Origin of the sequence: Sphaerospermopsis reniformis (assembly GCF_005402885.1) — a bacterium.
Lineage (GTDB): Bacteria > Cyanobacteriota > Cyanobacteriia > Cyanobacteriales > Nostocaceae > Sphaerospermopsis > Sphaerospermopsis kisseleviana.
Window position 1 is genome coordinate 1 of sequence record NZ_BJCE01000453.1, and the last position, 1,928, is coordinate 1,928.

At 34.6% G+C, this 1,928-nt stretch carries 1 protein-coding gene; it reads right to left on the bottom strand.

What is annotated here, in order from left to right:
• Nucleotides 1–79: 79 nt before the first annotated feature.
• The gene (locus FFR48_RS27600; RefSeq protein WP_137669548.1) at nt 80–1,306 is read right to left on the bottom strand and encodes a protein kinase domain-containing protein; all 1,227 of its coding nucleotides are present in this window, start codon (nt 1,304–1,306) and stop codon (nt 80–82) included.
• Between the last annotated feature and the right edge of the window lie 622 nt (nt 1,307–1,928).

Consider the following 1,928-nt stretch of genomic DNA (forward strand, 5'->3'; position numbering starts at 1 on the left):
TCTTTTAGGTGTTTTAAGAGCTTTTCTCTCTGTTCTTGAGACAGATGGTTTTTTGCTGGCATAATTCAGAAGCGATCGCTTAGTTACTTAATTCCCTATTATACAATCTAGCTGCACAACAGCTTAGGAGGTTTCCCGTTTTTACAGCCCACAGTTTGATAGTCTTGTCACCCCCACTAGCCAGAGTTTTACCATCAGGGCTGTATGCTACTGACGTAACCAAGTTAGAATGACCAGTGAGGGTTTGTAGGGGTGATTCCACAATAAGAGATGGTTTTACCTTAACAACACCAGCAAAAATATCAACACCCAACTTTGTAGAGCGATCGCACCAATAACAACTACCATAAGTTCTACTATAAAAATGACTATCTACCCTATCACATACAGTTAAGTTATCATTTCCTATTCTTAAAACCTCTAACCACTCCTTAGCAGTCGGACGTAAATGAGGATTTTTATACCCATCATTAAAACATCTGAGAAAACATTCCCGAATTGCAGGATGAACAATTATCATAGGAATTGTTCTCTCTACATGCTCAATCAAACTATTTTGAGAATACAACCATATACCATGCTTAATAAGTTCATTAACTTCTGGAGTTTCTCCCCCACCTGTCCATATTCCCTGAAAAGGACTATTACCACCAAATAACAATTGATAAATAATTACTGCTAATCGAAATCTATCATGTATTTCCGTTTGTTCAATCCTAGAAAAATCTTCACCAATTAATTCCGGTGGTGTATATCCTTCTGAACCAACTAAACAACGATAAACTTTACCATTTTTAGGATTTTTCACCTGAAAAGAATCTGTGTCAATAATTGAAGGTAAAGCACGATTATTAACTAAAATGTTTTGTGGTTTAATATCACCTAATACATAACCAGCTTCATGTAATGCTGCAATAATTGAAGCAATATTTAAAGCCGTAGTGTGTAGAAAACGCCAATCAATCTCAAGCTTTAAGCTCTTACGAAGCTGGGGGTTATAAATATTAATAAGCTCTTTTCCACCTTTAACTTCTGGCATTAAAAAACCTACATAATCACCTTTATCATCTTTTAATGATGAATTAGGCCAAGCAAAAGAAATATGATTAAGATGGGAATTTGGCTCTTTTGGTGCGTGCGCTATCATTGCCGCTAATTTTTCCATTCTTTCAGGTGTTGGTGAATGGTAAATTTTAGCTAAATAACCATGATGATTAGTTCGCCAAACTTTAGCTTCTCCACTAGCAGCTATTTCATTTAACAAAGTAATTCTTTCACTCGTACTATCACAAATTAGAAACGTCATATAATTTTTCAGTAAATGGGATGAAATCAATATCAAATAGTATTGTTTACTAGGACAGGCTAGAAGCCCGTCCCACAATCAATATATAACCGAATATAACCGACTTTTCGCACTTCAAAATATCATACGTTAATACTTCAATAAATTTTACAAAAAATGTTGATATTATTCAATATTTAAACGTATTAATTATAGCCATTCGGAGATCGCTATTCAACCACCATTAACCGTAATTTTCGTAATCTTCATGTATTACAAAGCGAAGTTCGGAATGTGGGATATACAGCAGATTACATTGCTATGAGGTACAAATTTTGATATACTAAAAACGGGTTACAGCCTTACTATTTAAATCGCTAAGAGTATTGCTATACAAAGATTTTTGCCTGGGCAAAAGTCTAGCAATCATCCGTTTTTACTATAATAAGCTGATGTGCAGCTAAACTGTATAATTAAAAAACCTGAAGTTACAGTAGCACAAGCATCTTGCTTGTATTAATTAGGGTTTGCTGAATAAACCTAAAACCTTGATATATCAAAGGTTAGAGGCTGATAAACACAGAAATTAGTGCAAGGGTTTTGAAGGGTATACCGGAAAAAGTGTGCATTTTTGGGGATTTCA